The sequence below is a fragment of the Streptomyces sp. ATLC9 genome (assembly GCF_057196705.1).
Window position 1 is genome coordinate 1 of sequence record NZ_JBXUOY010000282.1, and the last position, 6,326, is coordinate 6,326.

Below are 6,326 nucleotides of genomic sequence, written 5' to 3' on the forward strand. Positions count from 1 at the left end.
CCCCGCCCGGGCCGCCCCCGCGCGCCCCCCGCGGGGCCCCCCCCCCGCCGCCGGCCCCCCCCCCGCGGTCGGGTGTGACGAGGGTGGCGGCGACCGCGAGGAGGCTGGACTTGCCCGAGCCCGAGGGGCCGACGACCGCGGTGACAGTGCCTCTCGGAACCTCCAGGGTGACCCCGTCCAGGGCGGTCAGACGGGAGTCGCCGTCGGGGTAGGTCAGGGTGACGTCGGTCAGGCGCAGGCTCATCGGGCGCTCCCCAGAGCGGTCAGCGGGTCGACGGAGGTGATGCGGCGGACGGACAGGGCGGCTCCGAGCGCGCCGAGGGCGATCGTCACGGCGGCCGGGACGAGGACGGTGGCGGGTGTGAGCAGGAAGGGCACGTCCCGGCCGGAGACGAGGGCACCGATGCCGGCGGCGATGGCGGTGCCGGTCAGGGTGCCGCCGGCCAGCAGGACGACGGCCTGGCCGAGCGCGTCCTTCAGCAGGGTGGCCGTGGAGGCGCCCAGGGCCTTCAGGACCGCGATGTCACCGCTGCGCTGAATGGTCCACACGGTGAAGAAGGCACCGATGACCAGGGCGGAGATCACGAACAGGAAGCCGCGCATCAGCTGCAGGGAACCGTTCTCGGAGGCGTAGGAGCCGATCGCGGACAGTGAGTCGTCCCTGGAGACCGTCCTGGTGCCCGCCGCCCGGTCGGCGGCCCCGACATCGGCGGCGGAGGTGGTGTCCAGGGCGATGACGGTGGCGGTCGGCCCGTCGGTCCCACTCGTGGGAGGTGCGATCTCCCGCCAGAGGCCGAGGCCGGTCCAGACGACCGGGGTGTGGCTGAAGAAGGCGTCGCCGCTCACGGCGGCGACGGTCGCCCGCCGCCCGGCGAGGGTGAGGGTGTCGCCCTCGAAGAGGCCGAGGTCGTGCGCGGCGGCGGCGGAAAGGACCGCCGCGTCGCCGTCGAGCCGGCCGCCGTCGGGGGCGAGCGCGGAGCCGGGCCGGACGCCGAAGACGGACACCCCGGCGCTCCTTCCCCCGGCGGCGGCCCTCGTGGTGGTGATCCCCAGCGGCTCGGCGCCTCGCACACCGGGCACCCGGGCCCACCGCCGCCACTGCCGCTCGGTGACGGTGGAGTCCGCGTAGGACAGCTCCCCGCCTCCGTCCGGCGCCGCGAAGGCGATCGCGTCGGCGGGCAGGGAGGTGATCGCGGAGACGTTCTGCCGGCCCAGACCGGCGGTCAGACCGGACAGCAGTCCGACCAGCAGGGTGATCAGCACGATGACGGCGCCCATCAGGGCGAAGCGCCCCTTGGCGGACCTCAGATCTCTCCACGCGACGAACACGGTGCTGCCTGCCCTTCCGGAGGACACCAGGGGAGAACGGTGTGCCCCCACTCTCGGCCGCCGCCCCCGGGGAGGGCATCCGGCCCAGGGCGGCAATCGGCGGGCCGAAAGGCGGTGCGCCGGTTCCAACTTTCGGCAGAGGCCCGGCCCGGACCGCCTCCTTAGGATGGAAGGACTGTGAACGCCGCCGCTCCCGCCCCGACCCCCACCGCCCGGGCACTGACCTGGTGCCTGCACCTGCTGGTCGCCGGGCTGCTCGCACTGGCCGCCGGCCGGGCCGTGGCCGGCGGCCGCCCGCACGCCGGGTGGATCGTCGCCGCGGCGGTGGTGTGCGGCCTGGTGTACGCGGCAGGCCCGCTGCTGCCCCGGGTGAGCCGCTCGCGACGGGCCGCCGCGTTGTGGCTGACCGCGGTGGGCGCCGCCTGGCTGGTGCTGCTGGCGCTCTCCGCGGACGGGGTGTGGGTGGCGTTCCCGCTGTACTTCCTCCAGCTCCATCTGCTGCCCCGCCACGCCGGCCCGGCCGCCGTGGCGGTCACCGCGGCGGCGGCCACCGGCGGCTTCGCCCTCCACCAGGGATCCTTCGGCGTGGCGATGGCGATCGGTCCCTGCCTCGGCGCCGCCGTAGCGGTGGCGGTGGTACGCGGGTACCAGGCCCTGTACCGGGAGAGCGAGCGGCGCAGGCACCTGATCGAGGAGCTCACCGCCACCCGCGCCGATCTGGCCGCCGCCCAGCACACCGCCGGTGCGCTGGCCGAGCGCGAACGCCTGGCCCGCGAGATCCACGACACCCTCGCCCAGGGGCTGACCAGCATCCAGCTGCTGCTGCGGGCCGCGGAACGGGCTCTGCCCGGGGCTCCGGAGACCGCCGCCCGCCATGTCGGCCAGGCCCGCCGGGCCGCCGTCGACAACCTCGCCGAGGCCCGCCGCTTCGTCGCCGCCCTCGCCCCGCCCGCCCTGGAGGGCACCACCCTGGCCGGTGCGCTGGAACGCCTGTGCGCCACCACCGGTGCGCACCACCGGATCACCGTGCGCTTCCACCTGATGGGCGACCCCGTACCGCTGCCGACCGCGCACGAGGTCGCGCTGCTGCGGATCGCCCAGTCCGCCCTGTCCAACGCCGTCCGCCACGCCGGGGCCACCACCGCCGAGGTCACCCTCGGCCACCTCGGCGGCCATGTCGCCGTGGAGATCGCCGACGACGGACGCGGCTTCGATCCCGGCGGGCTGCCCGCCCCCGACCCGGAGTCCGGTGGGTTCGGACTGGCCGTCATGCGCGCCCGTGCCCACGCCCTCGGCGGGGAGCTCACCGTCGAGTCCGCACCCGGACGCGGCACCGCCCTGACCGCCCGGCTGCCCCTCGGCTCTTCTGACGGCTCCGCGCCCGGACCCTCACCCGGTTCCGCACCCGCACCCGCACCCGCGCCCGGGGCACGTTCGTGACCGATCCCGCCATCCGCCTGCTCCTGGCCGACGACCACCCCGTGGTGCGGGCGGGCCTGCGCGCCGTGCTGGAGACCGAACCCGGCATCGAGGTGGCGGCCGAGGCCGCCACCGCCGAGGACGCCGTCGCCCGCGCCGCCGGGGGCGACATCGATGTCGTCCTCATGGATCTCCAGTTCGGCGGTGGTATGAACGGCGCCGAGGCCACCGCCGCGATCACCGCCCGCCCGTCGCCGCCCCGCGTGCTGATCGTCACCACCTACGACACCGACGCCGACACCCTCCCCGCCATCGAGGCCGGGGCCACCGGCTACCTCCTCAAGGACGCCCCGCCCCAGGACCTGGCCGCCGCCGTACGCACCGCCGCCGCGGGCCGCACCACGCTGGCCCCGGCCGTCGCGGACCGGCTGATGAACCGGCTGCGCACTCCCCGCGCCGCCCTGACCCGGCGGGAGACCGAGGTGCTCGCCCTGGTCGCCGAGGGCCTGTCCAACCAGGCCGTCGGCGCCCGGCTCCACCTCACCGAGGGGACGGTCAAGTCCCACCTGGCCCGTGTCTACGCCAAGCTCGGCGTCGAATCCCGCACTGCCGCCGTCGCCACCGCCACCCAACTCGGCCTCATCCGGCGATAGCGGGCGGCACCGGCGGTCGCGCACCGGGCCCGCGACCCGACACGGCCAGGAGCGCCCGGCCGGATCCGCCTCCAGCGCGCGCCGTCACCGCACTCTTTCGCGGTGCGCTCCCACCGCCTGGCGGCGCGGGCCCGGGGCGAGGGCTTCCACGACGATCTGGTGGTCTCCGCCGGGGCCGGAACGCGACGAGGGCACCCGCCCCGACACCTCTCCAGGGAAGCCGGCGGCCCTCACCACGCCGGTGTCCGGGCCGCCCCCGCGGCCGGGCCGTGGAATGCCGTCGTCCCGTTGTCGAGCGTCATGCGCTCTCCCCGGCGGGAGCCAGGAAGCGAGGTTCGCGGCGCTCGCGGTTCCCGCCGGACCCTGGGCCCGGTCACGCCGACGGCCGCCGCACCCCGGTGTGCCGGCAGCGGGGGCCGGGAGGGACGGCGGGAAGGAGGAGCCGGTGGACGCCGGAGGAGATCTCGGCCCACGTGCGGTCAGCGTCAGCGGTACGCTCCACGCCACGCACAGGTCCAGCAAGTCCAGGTCGGTGCCTGCGTGACGGTGGCCCGTGAACAGGTCCACCGTGCGGCCCGCCCGCGCAGGAACCTCGGCTGTCCGAAGACGCCGCCCGCGTAGTCCCCGACGGAAGTGGCCTCGGCGTCCGGCGCAGCGGGCCGGTGCCACACCTCGCGGAAGAGCTGCCGGGCACGCTGCCCGACGCCCGGTTCGACGGCGAACTCGCGCAGCTCCTCCAGCCCGTCCAGCAGCACCGGATGCGGCAGAGGCGGACCAGACCGGGGAGAGGCGGACGGTGTCGCCGTCGGGGTCGACCACACCGACGCCGACACCCGGTCCCGGCCGGGACCGGGGTCACCCTCTGCTATGTTGGTCTATACCACTGGTGTTCACTCTTGGATCGGCAGGCCCAGCGTGGAAGTTGTCATCGTTCCGGACGCCGACGCAGGCGGGGAGATCATCGCCGAGGCCGTGGCCGGCCTCCTGCGGCGCAAGCCCGAGGCGCTGCTCGGCGTGGCCACCGGCTCGACGCCGCTGCCCGTCTACCGGGCGCTGGCGGCCAAGGCCGCCGCGGGCGGCGTGGACGTCTCGCGCGCCCGGATCTGCCAGCTCGACGAGTACGTCGGCCTGCCCTCCGGGCATCCCGAGTCCTACCGCTCGGTGGTGCTGCGCGAGGTGGTGGAGCCGCTCGGGCTGGACGAGACGTCCTTCATGGGACCCGACGGCTCCGCGGGGGACGTCCCGGCGGCCTGCGCGAGGTACGAGAAGGAGCTGGCCGAGGCCGGCGGCGTGGACCTCCAGCTGCTCGGCATCGGCACCGACGGGCACATAGGCTTCAACGAGCCGTGCTCCTCGCTGGCCTCCCGCACCCGCATCAAGACGCTCACCAGGCAGACCCGTGCCGACAACGCCCGCTTCTTCGGCGGCGACATCGACCAGGTGCCGCACCACGTCGTCACCCAGGGCATCGGCACCATCCTGGAAGCCCGTCACCTGGTGCTGCTCGCCACCGGCGAGGCCAAGGCGGAGGCCGTGGCGCAGACCGTCGAGGGGCCGCTGTCCGCGATGGTCCCGGCCTCCGCCCTGCAGACGCATCCCCACGCCACGGTGGTGGTGGACGAGGCGGCGGCGTCCGGGCTGAAGCTCGCGGACTACTTCCGCGCCACCTACGAGGCCAAACCGCGCTGGCAGGGTCTCTGACGGCCGAGCCGGACGCCCTCGCCGGAGACGGTGAACATGCCGGCCCGGGCCGGGTTCTTCCGGGGAGCCTCGCGTACGACCTGCCGGGCGGCCCCGGCACCGGTGCCGCGGCGCGGGACGATGCCCAGGCCGTGGGCGGGCCGGCGAGGGCGGGTCGGCGGTCGCCCGGCGCGGCACTAGGATCCGGACCATGCCGCTGACCGTGAAGGACGTGGACCGCTTCGAGGCATCCAGGCCCCGTCTGGAGGCCATCGCCTACCGCCTCCTCGGCTCCGCGAGCGAGGCCGAGGACGCCGTACAGGAGACCTTCCTGCGCTGGCAGGCCGCCGAAGTCGGACGTGTGGAGGTCCCCGAGGCCTGGCTGACGAAGGTGCTCACCAACCTGTGCCTCAACCAGCTCGCCTCGGCCCGCGCGCGGCGCGAGACCTATGTGGGCCAGTGGCTCCCCGAGCCGCTGCTGGAAGGGGACCCGATGCTCGGCCCGGCCGACACCGCCGAGCAGCGCGAGTCGGTCTCGTACGCGGTCCTGGCCCTCATGGAGCGGCTGTCCCCCCACGAGCGGGCGGTGTACGTGCTGCGGGAGGCCTTCGACTATCCGCACCGGGAGATCGCCGTGGTCCTCGGCGTCACCGAGGCCGCCAGCCAGCAGCTCCTCCACCGTGCGAGGAAGCACATCGCGGACGGCAGGGCCCGTACCGAGGTCGACGAGGCCGCCGCCCGGCGGATCGTCGAGGAGTTCCTGGCGGCCGCCGCCGGCGGGAGGACCGAGCCGCTGGTGCGGCTGCTCACCGCCGACGCCGTCTCGGTCGGTGACGGCGGCGGGAAGGCCCCGGCCCGTCCCAGGCCGGTCGAGGGAGCCCTCGCGGTCGCGAAGTTCATGCGGGGCCTGTTCAAACCCGCCCGGTCCAAGCGCGCCCTGGTCGGCGGATCGCCCGAACTCCACATCACGACCGCCAACGGGAGGCCGGCCGTCCTGGCGGCCGTGGACGGCCGGGTCGTCGGCGTCATGTGCCTGGAGGTCACCGCCGAGGGCATCGCCGCCATCCGCAGTCAGGCCAATCCCGACAAGCTCGGGCGTGCGACCGGGGTGTGGGCGGCCACTGAGCACGGAGAACCTCTGTTCCACGCGTTCTGACCGCGGTCCGGAGGGGGGGCCCCCCCCGGGGGGGGGGGGCCCCGGCCCCCGGGGGTCCCGCCGCCACGCCGGGCCCCGGGGGGGCAACG

General features: G+C 75.5%; 7 protein-coding genes. 4 read left to right on the top strand and 3 right to left on the bottom strand.

Annotation, left to right across the window (positions count from 1 at the left end):
• Positions 1-244 (bottom strand): ATP-binding cassette domain-containing protein (locus AC2CJA_RS22470; RefSeq protein WP_484604494.1); only part of this gene is annotated, 244 nt, incomplete at its 3' end.
• The gene (locus AC2CJA_RS22475; RefSeq protein WP_484604495.1) at positions 241-1,329 is read right to left on the bottom strand and encodes an ABC transporter permease; all 1,089 of its coding nucleotides are present in this window, start codon (positions 1,327-1,329) and stop codon (positions 241-243) included. The genes AC2CJA_RS22470 and AC2CJA_RS22475, both read right to left, overlap by 4 nt.
• Positions 1,330-1,506: 177 nt before the next feature.
• Between AC2CJA_RS22475 and AC2CJA_RS22480 the strand changes: the two genes are divergently transcribed.
• A complete protein-coding gene (locus AC2CJA_RS22480) occupies positions 1,507-2,769 on the top strand; it encodes a sensor histidine kinase (protein WP_484604496.1) in 1,263 nt (420 codons plus the stop codon).
• Positions 2,766-3,401: a response regulator gene (locus AC2CJA_RS22485; RefSeq protein ID WP_484604497.1), complete on the top strand. Its 636-nt coding sequence runs from the start codon at positions 2,766-2,768 to the stop codon at positions 3,399-3,401. Before AC2CJA_RS22480 ends, AC2CJA_RS22485 begins: the two co-directional genes overlap by 4 nt.
• Positions 3,402-3,886: 485 nt before the next feature.
• Here AC2CJA_RS22485 and AC2CJA_RS22490 read toward each other — a convergent pair whose 3' ends face one another.
• Entirely contained in the window at positions 3,887-4,156 is a 270-nt protein-coding gene (locus tag AC2CJA_RS22490) for a hypothetical protein (RefSeq protein WP_484604498.1), read from the bottom strand.
• A 160-nt stretch (positions 4,157-4,316) separates the two neighbouring features.
• Here AC2CJA_RS22490 and nagB point away from each other — a divergent pair, with 160 nt between their 5' ends.
• Both nagB and AC2CJA_RS22500 read left to right on the top strand, forming a co-directional pair.
• Positions 4,317-5,102 carry a glucosamine-6-phosphate deaminase gene (gene nagB, locus AC2CJA_RS22495; protein ID WP_484604499.1) on the top strand — a complete coding sequence of 262 codons (786 nt, stop codon included), beginning with the start codon at positions 4,317-4,319 and terminating at the stop codon, positions 5,100-5,102.
• Positions 5,103-5,292: 190 nt separating this feature from the next.
• Positions 5,293-6,237, top strand: coding sequence for an RNA polymerase sigma-70 factor (locus tag AC2CJA_RS22500; RefSeq protein WP_484604500.1), 945 nt, complete (start codon positions 5,293-5,295; stop codon positions 6,235-6,237).
• Positions 6,238-6,326 lie beyond the last annotated feature (89 nt).